This window comes from Bradyrhizobium sp. NAS96.2 (assembly GCF_001908235.1).
Classification (GTDB): domain Bacteria; phylum Pseudomonadota; class Alphaproteobacteria; order Rhizobiales; family Xanthobacteraceae; genus Bradyrhizobium.
Genome location: NZ_LGHK01000025.1, coordinates 1 through 13738, shown reverse-complemented (window position 1 = coordinate 13738; position 13738 = coordinate 1). Strand labels below are relative to the sequence as shown.

General features: G+C 65.3%; 13 protein-coding genes. 5 read left to right on the top strand and 8 right to left on the bottom strand.

Annotated features, from left to right (window positions below; all coding sequences use genetic code 11):
* Nucleotide 1 precedes the first annotated feature (1 nt).
* The 3 genes from AC628_RS06985 to AC628_RS06975 all read right to left on the bottom strand — a co-directional run bounded on the left by AC628_RS06985 (nt 2) and on the right by AC628_RS06975 (nt 2337).
* Entirely contained in the window at nt 2-301 is a 300-nt protein-coding gene (locus AC628_RS06985; RefSeq protein WP_245321074.1) for a hypothetical protein, read from the bottom strand.
* Between the two features lie 32 nt (nt 302-333).
* Nucleotides 334-1335: a tryptophan--tRNA ligase gene (gene trpS / locus AC628_RS06980; RefSeq protein WP_074125995.1), complete on the bottom strand. Its 1002-nt coding sequence runs from the start codon at nt 1333-1335 to the stop codon at nt 334-336.
* 267 nt (nt 1336-1602) lie between these two features.
* Nucleotides 1603-2337 (bottom strand): SDR family NAD(P)-dependent oxidoreductase, encoded by a 735-nt coding sequence (locus AC628_RS06975; protein WP_074125994.1) that lies wholly within the window; start codon nt 2335-2337, stop codon nt 1603-1605.
* A 208-nt stretch (nt 2338-2545) separates the two neighbouring features.
* On the opposite strand from AC628_RS06975, the gene AC628_RS06970 reads away from it, so the two are divergent.
* The 3 genes from AC628_RS06970 (at nt 2546) to AC628_RS06960 (ending at nt 5189) form a co-directional block, all read left to right on the top strand.
* Nucleotides 2546-2959 (top strand): DUF3830 family protein, encoded by a 414-nt coding sequence (locus AC628_RS06970; RefSeq protein WP_074125993.1) that lies wholly within the window; start codon nt 2546-2548, stop codon nt 2957-2959.
* 1 nt (nt 2960) lies between these two features.
* Nucleotides 2961-3899, top strand: a complete 939-nt coding sequence (gene puuE / locus AC628_RS06965; protein ID WP_074125992.1) for an allantoinase PuuE — start codon at nt 2961-2963, stop codon at nt 3897-3899.
* A 147-nt stretch (nt 3900-4046) separates the two neighbouring features.
* The gene (locus AC628_RS06960) at nt 4047-5189 is read left to right on the top strand and encodes a mechanosensitive ion channel family protein (RefSeq protein WP_074126052.1); all 1143 of its coding nucleotides are present in this window, start codon (nt 4047-4049) and stop codon (nt 5187-5189) included.
* A 13-nt stretch (nt 5190-5202) separates the two neighbouring features.
* On the opposite strand, the gene AC628_RS06955 is transcribed toward AC628_RS06960, so the two are convergent.
* The 5 genes from AC628_RS06955 to AC628_RS06935 are packed head-to-tail and all read right to left on the bottom strand — an operon-like array spanning nt 5203 to nt 10574.
* Nucleotides 5203-6735 (bottom strand): ABC transporter ATP-binding protein, encoded by a 1533-nt coding sequence (locus AC628_RS06955; protein ID WP_074125991.1) that lies wholly within the window; start codon nt 6733-6735, stop codon nt 5203-5205.
* Nucleotides 6732-7415, bottom strand: coding sequence for a biuret amidohydrolase (gene biuH / locus AC628_RS06950; protein WP_074125990.1), 684 nt, complete (start codon nt 7413-7415; stop codon nt 6732-6734). Before biuH ends, AC628_RS06955 begins: the two co-directional genes overlap by 4 nt.
* A 15-nt stretch (nt 7416-7430) precedes the next feature.
* Nucleotides 7431-8357 (bottom strand): ABC transporter permease, encoded by a 927-nt coding sequence (locus AC628_RS06945; RefSeq protein WP_074125989.1) that lies wholly within the window; start codon nt 8355-8357, stop codon nt 7431-7433.
* Nucleotide 8358: 1 nt separating this feature from the next.
* A complete protein-coding gene (locus tag AC628_RS06940) occupies nt 8359-9468 on the bottom strand; it encodes an ABC transporter permease (protein WP_074125988.1) in 1110 nt (369 codons plus the stop codon).
* A complete protein-coding gene (locus tag AC628_RS06935; protein WP_074125987.1) occupies nt 9465-10574 on the bottom strand; it encodes a BMP family ABC transporter substrate-binding protein in 1110 nt (369 codons plus the stop codon). Before AC628_RS06935 ends, AC628_RS06940 begins: the two co-directional genes overlap by 4 nt.
* A gap of 372 nt (nt 10575-10946) precedes the next feature.
* Between AC628_RS06935 and AC628_RS06930 the strand changes: the two genes are divergently transcribed.
* Together AC628_RS06930 and AC628_RS06925 are read left to right on the top strand one after the other, a co-directional pair.
* Nucleotides 10947-12209 (top strand): allantoate amidohydrolase, encoded by a 1263-nt coding sequence (locus tag AC628_RS06930; protein ID WP_074126051.1) that lies wholly within the window; start codon nt 10947-10949, stop codon nt 12207-12209.
* 138 nt (nt 12210-12347) lie between these two features.
* Nucleotides 12348-13592, top strand: coding sequence for an ATP-binding protein (locus tag AC628_RS06925; protein ID WP_074125986.1), 1245 nt, complete (start codon nt 12348-12350; stop codon nt 13590-13592).
* Nucleotides 13593-13738: the final 146 nt, after the last annotated feature.

Sequence of the window (13738 nt, the reverse complement as noted above, 5' to 3'; positions counted from 1 at the left end):
CTCAATTCGGGCGGGTGCCAAGCGCACCCGTGAGCGCGCCCACCGACGGCGGGTTTTCGTGCGCCCAGGCCTCATGCGCGGCGAGATCGCGGTAGTGCTCGGCCATCCGCAGCAACCGCTCGCGGATGCCGGCATCTTCCTCGCCCTTGGCCTGATCGGCCAGCTGCGCGGCGCGTTCGAGAAGCGTTTTCGGATCGATCACGACTGGCTCCAAATCCGGTTTCGCCACAGCATGATCCGGAAAAGTGCGAAGCGGTTTTCCGAAAAGATCATGCTCAAAACAGACAACGGCCTTAGCCAAGCACAGTTCCTGCCATGGTTTCATGACAGGGTTCAGAGCTGGAACAAGCCCAGCCCCGCCATCACGTCGCGCTTGGTTCGTTCGGTGATCTCCCGCGCTTTCAGGGTTCCGCGCCTGATCACGTCGACGACGTGATCGCGATTGGTCGCGAGCTCGGCGCGCCGCGTCCGGATCGGTGCGATCAGGGCTTGCAGGACGTCGTCCAGCCGCCGCTTCACGGTCGCATCGCCGAGACCGCCGTGCCGATAGCGCGCCTTCAATTCCTCGACGGCGTCGTGATCGTCGTCGAACGCGTCGAGATAGGTGAACACGACATTACCCTCGACCTTGCCGGGATCGGCGACGCGCAGATGATCGGGATCGGTGAACATCGCGCGCACCGCGGCCGAGATGTCATCGGGCGAAGCCGAAAGCGCAATCGCGTTGCCCGCGGATTTGCTCATCTTGGCGCGTCCGTCGACGCCGGGCAGCCGTCCCGCGCGCGGAATGATGGCCACGGCCTCCGGCAGCAACGGGCGGCCGGCAAGCGTATTGACGCGACGGACGATCTCGTTGGTCTGCTCGATCAGCGGCGCCTGGTCCTCGCCGACCGGCACGACGGTGGCGCGAAACGCGGTGATATCGGCGGCCTGCGCCACCGGGTAGCACAGGAAGCCCGCCGGGATGTCGCGTCCGAAACCGCGCGTGCGGATCTCGTCCTTGATGGTCGGGTTGCGCTCGAGCCGCGCGACGGTGACGAGGTTGAGATAGAGCATCGACAGCTCGGCGAGCGCGGGAAGCTGCGATTGCAGGCAGATCGATGTTCGCTCGGGATCGATGCCGACGGCAAGATAGTCCAGCGCGACCTCGATGACGTTGCTGCGGACCTTGCCGACATCGTGCGCATTGTCGGTCAGCGCCTGCATGTCGGCGAGCAGCAGAAACTGCTCATGGCTGTCCTGAAACTGAAGGCGGCTGCGCAGCGAGCCGGCGTAATGGCCGAGATGCAGCGGCCCGGTGGGGCGGTCGCCGGTCAGGATGATCGGTTTGGTCACGGTGTATCTCCATTCGGTTGAATGGGGACACCGCATGCGGGCCGGGATGGGATGAAAGAAAAAGGCCGCCCGATGCGGCGGCCCCGAAAATGCATGAACGCGTTCGGCCCGCCTGTCAGTCGGCGAGCCACCAGAGACTGGCGATGAGGATCGATCGGTCCATGGCGTGACCGGTAAGGCAAACCTGCGATGCGGTCAAGCCGATCTGGCTAGTTGTTTGACGCGTTTTCTTCACGCGAACCGGCCTCCACTTCGCTTGAAAACGCTTTAGTTGAACGCCATGCCGCCGCTCATCGCGATGGTCTGTCCGGTCATGTAGGGATTGTTGACCAGCAGCATCACGGCCTGCGCGACCTCCTCGGCAGTGCCGAAACGGCCGACCGGAATCCGGCTGACGAGGCCGCTCTGTCCCTTCATCATGTCGGTCTCGATCAGCGACGGCGCCACGGCATTGACGGTGATGCCTTCCTTGACGAGGCGTGCGGCATAGCCGCGGGTCATGCCCTCCATGGCCGCCTTGGATGCATTGTAGTGCGGGCCGATCGAGCCGGCGCCGCGCGCAGCGCCGGACGAGATGTTGACGATGCGGCCCCATTTCCGGGTGCGCATCATCGGCAGCACCGCTTGTGTGCAGAGAAACGCCGATTTGAGATTGACCGTGATGGTGCGGTCGAAATCCTCTTCGGTGAGGTCGTCGACGCCCCTGACGATCGCAATCCCGGCATTGTTGACGAGGATGTCGAGCGGGCCGAGTTCGGACTTGGCGCGCTCGACCAGGCCGGCGACGGCGGCAGCCTCCGAAACGTCGGCAGCGATCGCGACGGCCCGGCCGCCGGCGGCTATGATGCCCTTCGCCAGCGTCTCGGCCTCGGCCGCGCGTTCGCGATAGTTGATCGCGACGGCGGCACCGGCGTCCGCCAGCATCTTGACGATCGCTGCACCAATGCCGCGCGAGCCGCCGGTCACCAGCGCCACATGTCCGTGCAGACTGTTTGTTGTCATCTAGTCACCCTGATTGACGTATCCTTGTCGTATCCTTGGAGGCTCGCAAACGGGCAGGCGAGGCGCAACGCAACTTTGCTCAAATCTGCGTTGCGGGACCGTCAAGCGGCGAAAAACCGCCTCTTCCCGCCGGAATCGGCCTTGCGTCCGGCGCGGGCCGGCGGCAATGGTTGGGGCATCACTTCTTCCAGCTACCCACGAGAGCCCGATGAGCAAACTGATTGTCCGCGCCGGCGATTTCACCTTTGACGCCCGTTTCGAGGAACAGCTCGCGCCGAAGACGGTGGCCGCGTTCCGCAACGCGATGCCGTTCGAGAGCCAGGCGATCCATGTGCGCTGGAGCGGCGAGGGCGTCTGGATGCCGCTCGGCGATCTCGATTTCGGCGTCTCCTACGAGAACCACACCAGCTATCCGGCGCCGGGCCAGATCATCCTCTATCCCGGCGGCATCAGCGAGACTGAGATCCTGCTCGCCTATGGCGGCGTGCACTTCGCCAGCAAGATGGGCCAGCTCGCCGGCAATCACTTCATCACGCTGACCTCGGGGCTGGAAAACCTCACGGCCTTCGGCAAGACCGTATTGTGGAAGGGCGCGCAGAACATCCGCTTCGAGGAAATCTGATGTGACCGAGGCCCGCTATCCGCGCGATCTCCGCGGCTACGGCCGCAACCCGCCGGATCCGAAATGGCCTGACGCTGCGCGCGTCGCCGTGCAGTTCGTGGTCAATTTCGAGGAGGGCGGCGAGAACAACATCCTGCACGGCGATCGCGCCTCGGAAGCGTTTCTGTCCGACGTGCTCGGCGCGCAGCCCTGGGTCGGTCAGCGTCACGCCAATATCGAGACGATGTTCGAATACGGCTCGCGCGCCGGCTTCTGGCGGCTATGGCGGATGTTCACCGAGCGGAAGCTGCCGACGACCGTGTTCGGCGTCGCGATGGCGCTGAAGCGCAATCCCGATGTCGTCGCCGCGATGCAGGAGGCAGGCTGGGACATTGCAAGCCACAGCCTGCGCTGGGTCGAGCACAAGGACATGTCGGAGGACGAGGAGCGCGCGGAGATCGCCCGCGCCATCGCCGTGCATACCGAGGCGACCGGCGCGCGGCCGCTAGGCTGGTACACCGGCCGTTCCTCGATCAACACGCTGCGGCTGCTGATGGAGGCCGGCGGCCTGCGCTATCTCTGCGATTCCTATGCCGACGATCTGCCGTACTGGATCAAGTCACCGGGCACCGAGCCGCATCTCGTGATCCCCTACACGCTCGATGCCAACGACATGCGTTTCATCAACCCGCAGGGCTTTGGCGGCGGCGACGAGTTCTACAGCTATCTGAAGGACAGCTTCGACGTGCTCTACGCCGAGGGCGCGACGCGACCCAAGATGATGTCGGTCGGCCTGCATTGCCGTGTGGTCGGCCGTCCCGGCCGCGCCGCCGCGCTGATGCGCTTTCTCGATTACATCGGGAAGCACGAGCACGTCTGGGTGCCGACGCGGCTCGCGATCGCCGAGCACTGGCACGCCAATCTGAAGCATCTCGCCGCGGACGCGTTCGAGATCGGCTAGCGACGGTTCCACGTCCACGAATTTGATGCAGATCCCCCGATGCATCCGAGCGAGTTGCATCGGATGAATTGCTGCGTTGCACGAATGTCAGAAGCGATCCCGGATTCCGTGCGTTAGCGGCCTGCAATGCGGGAGCAGGCGGGTTTCATGCGGGATTTCCTGACCGAACTGGAACATACATTTCGCTGGGTTCCGGACTGGGTCGTTGGCCTCGGCCTGATCACGGGCGCGATTGCGGTCGCGCTTATTGTTCATTCGATTGCGCAGCGCCTCGTCCATCGCATGGTCAGATCGCAGAACTCGGTCGCCCCTCAACTGCTTGAGCGGACATCAGGGCCGTCGCGGCTGGCGCTTTGTCTTGCCGCCGTCGCACTGGTGTTACCGCTGGCACCGCTCGACGATCTGCTGCGGCTGACGCTCGGCCATGTCTTCGGCGTCGCCGTGATCGCGCTGGTCGGCTGGATATCGATCCGTGCCGTCGACATGGCGTCGGCCAGGTATCTCGATAAATTTCGTCTCGACGTTGCCGAGAATTTTCTGGCGCGCAAGCACGTCACCCAGGTTCGCGTCTTCAAGCGGGTCACCGACACGCTGATCGTCATCATTGCGGTCTCCACCGCGCTGATGACCTTCGATTCGGTCAGGCAGTATGGCGTTAGCCTGTTCGCGTCCGCGGGCGCAGCCGGCTTGATCGTCGGTCTCGCAGCGCGACCCCTGTTGAGCAATCTGATCGCCGGCGTGCAGATTGCCGTCACCCAACCGATCCGGATCGAGGACGCCGTCATCATCGAGAACGAATGGGGCTGGGTCGAGGACATCGCCTCGACCTATGTCGTGATCCGGCTGTGGGACTGGCGGCGCATGGTGGTGCCGCTGTCCTATTTCATCGAGCGCCCGTTCCAGAACTGGACGCGCGACGCGCAGTCGCTGATCGGCGCGATCGCCCTGCATGTCGACTATAGCGCCGATGTGCCTGGCATCCGAAAGAAGCTGGAGCAGGTCGCGAAGGAATCGAGGCTCTGGGATGGTGCGGTCGTCAATCTGCAGGTGATCGACACCCATCCGCGCACCATCGAGCTGCGCGCACTGGTCAGCGCACGGAATGCGCCGCAGTCCTGGGACCTGCGCTGCGAGATCCGTGAGAAGCTGCTGGCGTTCATTCGGGATGAGATGCCCGAGGCGCTGCCGCGGGATCGGGCGATCCTGGCGCCCGCCGCCGACGGATTTGGCCGGGGATTTCTGCACGGTGCGCCACCGCGTGAACGCTCGGCTGCGACGTCGCCGAACTGAAGAAAGACACGCGTCAGTGTCCTGCCATGTGCCGGCCGATCTCGGTGAGGTCGGCCTCGCTGGCACGGGCCTCGTGCACGAACGCGCCGTGGAACATCACGACCAGCCGATCCGACAGCTCCAGCAACTCGTCGAGATCTTCGCTGACGAGGAGCACCGCGGCGCCGCGGTTGCGGGCGGCCATGATCTCGGCGTGGATCTGCGCCACCGCCGCGAAGTCGAGCCCGAAGCATGGGTTGGCCGCGATCAGCACCTCGACATCGCCCGAGAGCTCGCGCGCCAGCACCGCGCGCTGCACATTGCCGCCCGAGAGCGCGGCGATCGGCGTCTCCGGCGTGCGGGTCTTGATCTTGTAGCGGTTGATCTTGCGCTCGGCATCGCTGCGGAAGGCGGAGCGGTTCAGCCACCAGCCGCCCCGCGCGAACGGCGCGCGGTCGAACTCACGGAAGGCGATGTTGTCGGCGACGCTCATGCCGCCGACGCAGGCGTTCTTCAGCGGCTCCTCCGGCAGCAGCGACATCCTGTGGCGGCGCATCTCCTCGCGGCTTGCCGAGTAAGCCTCGCCCTGGACACGGATCACGCCGCTCTCGGCTTCGCGCTGGCCGGCCAGCACCTCGACCAGCTGGCGCTGGCCGTTGCCGGACACGCCGGCGATGCCGACGATCTCGCCGCTCTTCACCGTCAGCGACACACCGTGCACGGCAATTGCGCCCGCGTCATCGCGCGCAGTGAGCTTGTCGAGTTCGAGCCGGGGCGCGCCGGTCTCGCCGGTGCGCGGCGGCTGCACCGTCAGCTGCTCGGCGCCGATCATGGTGCGCGCCATCTCGTCGGGGGTGAGATCGGCGACCCGGCCGGTGCCGGCGAGCTTGCCGCGGCGCAGGATCGTGACGTCGTCGGCAAACGCCATCACCTCGCGGAACTTGTGCGTGATCATCAGGATGGTCAGTTCGCCCGCCACCACCATGGCGCGGAGCATGCCGAGCACCTCGTCGGCTTCGCCCGGCGTCAGCACCGAAGTCGGCTCGTCCAGGATCAGGAAGCGACGCTTCAGATAGAGCTGCTTGAGGATCTCGCATTTCTGCCGTTCGCCGGCGGAGATGTCGGAGACCTTGGCATCGAGCGGCACCTTGAACGGCATCCGCGAAAGGAAAGCCTCGAGCTCCTTCTTCTCCTTGCGCCAGTCGACGACCGAAGGCACGTCGTCGCGCGCCAGCACCAGATTCTCGGCGACTGTCATCGCCGGCACGAGGGTAAAGTGCTGGTAGACCATGCCGAGCCCGAGCGCATGTGCATTCTTGGGATTGGCGATGCTCTGCTGGCGGCCGCCGACGATGATGTCGCCTTCGGTGGCGTGGTAATAGCCCATGATGCATTTCACGAGCGTGCTCTTGCCGGCGCCGTTCTCGCCGAGCAATGCGTGGAACGAGCCGGGGCGTACCTTGAGCTCGACATTGTCGAGCGCCGTGAAATCGCCGAACCGCATCGTCATCGCGATGGCGTCGACGCCGAACGCGCCTGAGGGGGCGGGCGGCTCGCCGATGATCACGACAGCGCCCCGATCAGGTCGGCGGATTTCGTCACCGCGCCGAACACGCCGCCCTGCATCTTGATCATCTTCAGCGCGTGGTCGTGATTACCTTTGTCGGTCGCGCCGCAGCAATCCTCGACCAGCACGCATTCGAAGCCGCGGTCGTTGGCCTCGCGCATCGTGGTGTGGACGCAGACATCGGTGGTGATGCCGGTCAGCACGATGTTCTCGATGCCGCGCAGCCGCAGCATCAGCTCCAGATCGGTGGCGCAGAACGATCCTTTGCCGGGCTTGTCGATAACAGGCTCGCCCGGCAGCGGTGCGAGGTCGGGGATGATCTCCCAGCCCGGCTCGCCGCGCACCAGGATGCGGCCGCAGGGACCGGGATCGCCGATGCCGGCGCCGATCTGGCGCGAGCGCCATCGCTTGTTGGCGGGCAGGTCGGCCAAATCAGCGCGGTGGCCTTCGCGGGTGTGGATGATGTGAAAGCCCTGCGCGCGCATCACCGCGAGCAGCTTCCTGATCGGCTCGATCGGCGCGCGGGTCAGCGACAGGTCGTAGCCCATCTTGTCGACATAACCGCCGACGCCGCAGAAATCGGTCTGCATGTCGATGATGATGAGCGCGGTATTCTCAGGCCGCAAATCGCCATTGTAGGGCCAGGCGTAGGGCTCGGACTTGATGAAGCGCTCGGGCATGAATGATCTCGCGGTCTATCGGGTGATGGACAATTCGGCGGGCGCACCGGTCAGCGTGCGCTTCGGCGAGCAGGTGATGATCATGATCGCCAGGGTCAGGATGTAGGGCGCGGCATTGAACAAATGATAGCCGGAGGTGATGCCGACCGATTGCAGCGCGGGCCCGAGCGCGGCGGCGCCGCCGAAGGCGAGCGAGGCCCACAGGCACAGCATCGGGTCCCAGCGCGCGAAGATGACAAGCGCGACCGCGGTGATGCCCTGGCCCGAGGACAGGCCCTCGTTCCAGCTGCCGGGATAGAACAGCGACAGGAACGAGCCGCCGATGCCGGCGAGGAAGCCGCCGACCATGGTGGCGCGCAACCTGATCAGCAGCACGGAATGACCCATCGCGCGGGCGGCGTCGGCGCTTTCGCCGGCGGTACGGATCAAGAGGCCCCAGCGCGTCGTCCTGAAGGCCCAATAGAGCAGCGGCGCGATCGCAACGCCGATCAGGAACAGCACGTTGATACGCAGCGCCGCGCGCAGTTGCGGGATGTCGCTCCACCATCCGAAATCGATCGCCGGCAGCCGTGCGGCAGTCGGCTCGATCAGCGGCTTGCCGAGGAAGAAGGCCAAACCAGTGCCGAGCAGCATCAGCGCGATGCCGACCGCGATGTCGTTGACGCGCGGCAACGAGCAGATGCCGGCATGCAGCGCGCCGAACAGGGCGCCGGTGATCCCGGCCGCGAGCACACCAAGCCATGGCGAGCCGGAAAGATAGGAGATGCCGTAGGCGCTCATCGCGCCCATCACCAGCGTGCCTTCGAGGCCGAGATTGATGCGGCCGCTTCGCTCGGTGATGCATTCGCCGAGGCTGACGAACAAAAAGGGCGTCGAGACGCGGATGGCGCCGCCGAACACAGCGAGCGGGACGGTCCAGAGCCCGAGCGAAGCATCCGCCATGTCAGGACTTTCCCTTCAGGAAGCCGATGCGCCCGTAGAGCGCGTCGCTCGCCAGCACGAACACGAAGATGATGCCTTGCAGCACCAGTACCGAGGCGTCGGGCAGGCCGAGCCGCCGCTGCAACAGGCCGCCGGAGGCCGAGATGCCGCCGAGCAGGATCGCCACCGGAATGATCGCAAGCGGATTCTGCCGCGCCAGGAATGCAACGAGGATGCCGGTGAAGCCGTAGCCCGCGGCGAGGTTGGCATTGGTTCGGCCCTGCACGGCCGCGACCTCGATCATGCCGGCAAGGCCTGCGCTGCTGCCGGCGAGGAAGCAGACGGTCAGGATCAGCTTGCCGACACCGAGTCCCACGATCTTCGCGGCGCGGATGTTGCCGCCGGCGACGCGCGCAGCGAAGCCGAAGGTGGTGTGATAGATCAGGATGTAGGCGGCGATGGCCGCGACCAGCCCGAACACCAGGCCCCAATGCACGTCGGTGCCGGGAATGGTGCCGATCATGTTGGCGGCGCCGATCTCGCGCGTCGACGGCTTGTTGAGGCTGGCCGGATCGCGCATCGGTCCCTCGACCAAATGGTTGAGGATCGCCAGCGCGATATAGACCAGCAGCAGGCTCGAGATCGTCTCGTTGACGCCGCGGTACTGCCGCAGGCCGCCGGATAGCGTGATCCAGAGGCCGCCGCCGATCATGCCCGCGATCACCATCGCGATCTGCACGACGATCGGCGCCGCGCCCTGCAATGCCAGCGCCGCCGACGTCGCCGACAGCGCGCCGATCAGGAGCGCGCCTTCGCCGCCGATGATCACCATGCCGAGCTGCGCCGGCAGCGCCGTGCACAGCGCGGTCAGGATCAAGGGCGCTGCGCGGGTCAGCGTGTTCTGCCAGGAGAACCAGGTACCGAACGCGCCGTAATACATGTAGAAATAGAGGTCGAGCGGGTTCTTGCCGTAGAGCGCGATGAAGCCGCCGAACACCGCGAGCGCGCCGACCAGCGCCGCGCCCGGGATCAAAATGTACTCGATGCTCCCGCCGTAGCGCTGGAGGAATCCGGAATCGGCGGCCGGAGCGACGCCGGCCGCCTCTACCGATTCCGCCGCCTCGGTCGTCACGCGGTGGCTCCGATCACGCCCTCGACCAGATAATCCATCTTCTCGAGCTCGGGATCCTGCTGGCCGCGGTCGGTGCCGGAAGCGATCACCATCTTGCCCTTGTTGTCGACGAGCGGGCCCTTGAAGATGGTATACTCACCGGACATGAACTTGGCCTTGACGTCGTCGGCATGCTTGCGCGCCTCGGCCGAGACCATCTCGCCATAGGGCGAGACCTTGACGATCTCTTCCTTGAGGCCGCCGCGATAGAAGTTCGGGATTGCTTCACCCGCGGTGATCATCTTGACGAACTTCGGATACAGCGCTTCCCAATTCCACTCGGCACCGGTGAGATAGGCCTTCGGCGCCAGCGGCGACTGGTTGACGTGATAGCCGCACACCATCGCGCCGCGGCGCGCGGCGTTCTCCACCATCGTCTTCGGTCCGTCGACATGACAGGTCAGCACGTCGACGCCCTGGTCGATCAGGCTGTTGGTCGCCTCGGCTTCCTTGACCGGCATCGACCAGTCGCCGGTGAAGATCACCTGCGTCGTCGCCTTCGGATTGGCGAGCCGAGCGCCGAGCGTGAAGGCGTTGATGTTGCGCAGCACCTGCGGGATCGGCTTGGCGGCGACGAAACCGAGCTTGCCGCTCTTGGTCGAGTAGCCGGCGACGATGCCGGAGATGTACTGCGCCTCGTCGATGTAGCCGAAATAGCTGCCGGCGTTCTTCGGGTCCTTGTCGGTCCACAGGCCGCCGCAATGTTCGAAGTGCAGCTTGGGAAACTTGCCGGCCATCTTGACGACATGCGGGTTGTAGTAGCCGAACGAGGTCGGAAACAGCAGCGTGGCGCCGTCGAGGTTGACCATGGACTCGATGGTCTTCTCGACCGCATCGGTCTCAGCCACCTTCTCTTCCTCGACCACCTTGATGCCGGGAAGCTTCTTCACCGCTGCCGCGCCCTGCGCGTGGGCCTGGTTGTAGCCGTAGTCGTCGCGCGAGCCGACATAGATGAAGCCGACCGTGGTTTCCGCCGCCGCCGCGCTGCGAATGCCGAGCGTGCTGCCGAGCGCCAATGCCGCGCTTCCCTGCAATAAATGCCTTCTTGAAATCCTGCCAAAATCCATCGCCTGCTCCCTCCGGCGGGACCGGCCCGCCTGTCCTTGTCGCAGCCGCCGTAACGGCGGCGCTTGACGGAGTGTCGCAAGCTTCGTGCCAAAGCACGTTTGGCGATCATGGTTCCGTAAGCGGCTGATTCTGAAAGAAAATGGTGGTCGATGTGGTTCGCCTTTGGAATCGGCATGCGCCATGATTGCCCAATTTGTGAGCGATCGATCTTCGTTGTATGCAATGCCGTTAAGCAACCGCTAACCGCCGGGCGGCCGATGCGCGCCCGACCGGGACGTCGCGGCAGGCGCCATTTGCCGGCTGGTGAATCGGACCGGGCCTGCTACGAGTGAAGCGGGCTCGGGCGCCGGGTTGGACCGATGGGAAACAGCATGAGCGAGAAGAATCCGTCTTCGAATCCGTCCTCTCTTGGCGACGAGATCGTGGCGCGGATCGATCAGCTTGCGGCGATCTCGGAGACGCCGGAGCATCTGGCGCGCATCTTCCTCACCGACGAGCATCGCAAGGCGGCCGATCTCATCCTGTCCTGGATGCGCGAGGCCGGCATGAGCGCGCATCTCGATGCGATCGGCAATGTCTGCGGCCGTTACGAGGGCGAGCGGCCGGGCCTGCCGGCGTTGATGCTCGGCTCGCATTACGACACCGTGCGCGATGCCGGCCGATGGGACGGCCCGCTCGGCGTCATCACCGCGATTGCCTGCGTCGCCGATCTGAACCGGCGCGGCAAGCGGCTGCCGTTCGCGATCGAGATCGTGGGTTTTGCCGACGAGGAGGGCGTGCGCTTCGCCTCGACCTTGCTCGGCAGCCGCGCGGTGGCCGGCACGTTCGACGAGAGCGTGCTCAACACGCGCGATCGCACCGGCATCACGATGCGCGATGCGCTGATCGCCTTCGGGCTCGATCCCGATCATATCGGCAAGGCGGCGCGTGCCCGCCGCGAATTGCTCGGCTATGTCGAGCTGCACATCGAGCAGGGGCCAGTGCTGGAAGAGAAGGCGCTGCCGGTCGGCGTCGTGAGCGCGATTTCAGGCGCGACGCGGCTCGCCGCCAATCTCACCGGCTTCGCCGGCCATGCCGGCACCGTGCCGATGCCGCTGCGGCGCGATGCGCTGACGGGTGCCGCCGAATGCATCGTTGCGATCGAGCAATTCTGCAAGTCCGACGAACAAGGCCTCGTCGGCACCGTCGGCTATATCAGCGCCATGCCCGGCGCCACCAACGTGATCCCCGGCAAGGTGTCCTTCACGATGGACATCCGCTCGCAGAGCGACATGCATCGCAAGCGCGCCGTCGCCGACATCGTGCGGCAGATCGAGGCGATCGCAAAGCGACGCGAGCTCGCACTTCAGATCGACGTCACCCACGAGAACCGCAGCGTGCCTTGCGCACCATGGCTGAAGACGCAGATCGCTGCGGCCGTCGCTGCCGAGGGCCATGCCGTGTTCGAGCTGCCGAGCGGGGCCGGGCATGATGGCATGGCGATGGTCGACGTCGCCGATATCGGCATGATCTTCGTGCGCTGCCGCGGCGGGATCAGCCACAATCCGGCCGAGCATGTCGAGCTCGCCGACGCCGACGCCGGGGCGCGGGTGCTGCTGCGCTTCATCGAGAATTTCGAACGCACGGTGCCGTGAATATGTGAAGGCGCCGCACCTGGGCGGTCGTCTGTCCGTGCCGAATCTGGACAGATTTGACCGCCATTGCCTGGCACAGTCCGCCTATTTGCGCACCGGCCGTGAACGGCTAGACTTGGCGTCAACGGGGGGAAGGACATGGGGTCGTCCGTCGTCCACGACGTTCAGTTCCCAAAACAACCGGCGCTGCAGCTGATCTATGACACTGCACCGATTGGTCTTGCCTACCTCTCTCCCGACTGCCGTTATCTCCAGATCAACCAGCGGCTCACCGAGATCTGCGGGATCTCCGTCGAAGGTCATCTCGGACGCACGGTTCATGATTGCGTGCCCGCGCTGGCCACCGCGGTCGAAGGCATCGTTCGCTCGATCATGGAGACCGGTGAGCCGGTGACCGGCGTCGAGGTCTACGGCCAGCGCCCCGGCCATAATGACGAGCGCTGCTGGATCACGCATTGGCATCCGCAGCGCGAGCCGAACGGCAGCATCGTCGGCGTCAACGTTGCGGCGGAGGAGATCACCGATCGCAAGCGCAGCGAGCGCGAGATCCGTGCGGCGCGCGATGCGGCCGAGAAGGCCTTGCACCATCTGCAGGAGACCCAGGCGTCGCTGATCGAGGCGGAGAAGCTCGCGGCGCTCGGCCGGCTGGTGGCCGGCGTTGCGCACGAGATCAACAGCCCGGTCGGCACCAGTCTCACCGTCGCCTCGGTGCTCGAGCAGAAATGCGCCGACTTCGCCGCCGAGGCCGCGCGCGGCAAGCTGAAGCGCTCCAGCCTGAGCGATTTCATCGAGGTCGTCGAAAGCGCGTCGTCGCTGCTGGTCGGCAACCTCAAGCGTGCGGCGGACCTGGTGCAGTCGTTCAAGCAGGTGGCCGTCGATCGCAGCTATTTCGACCGCAGCCAGTTCGATCTCGGCGAGGTGACCGAACAGGTGCTTTCGAAGCTGCGTCCGGCGTTGCCGAAGAACAATCTGGCGCTCGAGGTCGATTGTCCGTCGGGTCTCGTGATGAACAGCTATCCCGGCCCGTATGGCCAGGCGCTGACCAACCTGTTCGTCAATTCGGTCGTGCACGCGTTTCCGGACGGCAAGGGCGGCACCATCACGATCCGGCTGCGCGCGTCGGGCGCGGACCAGGTGGAGATCCTGTTCGCCGATGATGGCTGCGGGATGAGCCGCGACGTGCTGCGGCAGGCCTTCGATCCGTTCTTCACCACGCGCCGCGACATTGGCCGGATCGGGCTTGGCCTGCACATCGTCCACAACATCGTCACCAACCGGCTGGGCGGGGAGCTGCATCTCGACAGCGCCCCGGGCATGGGGACGGGGACGCGCGTGCGCATCACCCTGCCGCGTATCGCCCCGCAGCGCGGGACGGATAGCTGACGCCCGGGCAGCATGATCCGGAAAAGTGCGAAGCGGTTTTCCCTCGTGACAAACGCGGAACGCGTTTGCGCGGAGATCATGCTCAAACAAAGAGCTAAAGCGCATCGCGCTTTAGGCGCCGAGAAGGAAATACTCCCTGCCTTTCG

Bases quoted from the DNA above. Each gene is read 5' to 3' on its own strand.
- AC628_RS06925 (WP_074125986.1), top strand. From the start codon at position 12,348: ATGGGGTCGTCCGTCGTCCACGACGTTCAGTTCCCAAAACAACCGGCG.
- AC628_RS06960 (WP_074126052.1), top strand. From the start codon at position 4,047: ATGCGGGATTTCCTGACCGAACTGGAACATACATTTCGCTGGGTTCCG.
- AC628_RS06930 (WP_074126051.1), top strand. From the start codon at position 10,947: ATGAGCGAGAAGAATCCGTCTTCGAATCCGTCCTCTCTTGGCGACGAG.
- biuH (WP_074125990.1), bottom strand. From the start codon at position 7,415: ATGCCCGAGCGCTTCATCAAGTCCGAGCCCTACGCCTGGCCCTACAAT.
- AC628_RS06935 (WP_074125987.1), bottom strand. From the start codon at position 10,574: ATGGATTTTGGCAGGATTTCAAGAAGGCATTTATTGCAGGGAAGCGCG.
- AC628_RS06970 (WP_074125993.1), top strand. From the start codon at position 2,546: ATGAGCAAACTGATTGTCCGCGCCGGCGATTTCACCTTTGACGCCCGT.
- AC628_RS06975 (WP_074125994.1), bottom strand. From the start codon at position 2,337: ATGACAACAAACAGTCTGCACGGACATGTGGCGCTGGTGACCGGCGGC.
- AC628_RS06945 (WP_074125989.1), bottom strand. From the start codon at position 8,357: ATGGCGGATGCTTCGCTCGGGCTCTGGACCGTCCCGCTCGCTGTGTTC.